The organism is Aminobacter sp. MET-1 (genome assembly GCF_026521175.1).
Classification (GTDB): Bacteria; Pseudomonadota; Alphaproteobacteria; order Rhizobiales; family Rhizobiaceae; genus Aminobacter.
Map to the genome: position 1 here is coordinate 1 of NZ_JAMSHL010000153.1, position 249 is coordinate 249.

Here is a 249-nt window from a genome sequence, read left to right on the forward strand (position 1 = left end):
GTGCTGACCCTGCTCAGCGCCTGTGATTCCTCTGAACCGCCTGCCACGGTCACCCCAGCCGCCCCCGCTGCGCAACAAGCGCAGGCGCCGAAGCCGACGATCGATCGCGAAGCCTTGGCCAAGCGTCATGCCGGCCGCGAGCTGGAGGTGGTGGACGTCTCCGAAGTGCAGCTCGATGGCGCCAGCGCGCTGTCGGTGACCTTCTCCATGCCGCTGGACCCCGACCAACCGTTCGCCGAACGCCTGCAC

Annotated in this window: 1 protein-coding gene; it reads left to right on the forward strand. The window is 68.7% G+C overall.

The genetic code is table 11. The features are described from left to right. A partial coding sequence (locus NDO48_RS29425; protein ID WP_267322945.1) for a hypothetical protein occupies window positions 1-249 on the forward strand: 249 nt, incomplete at both ends.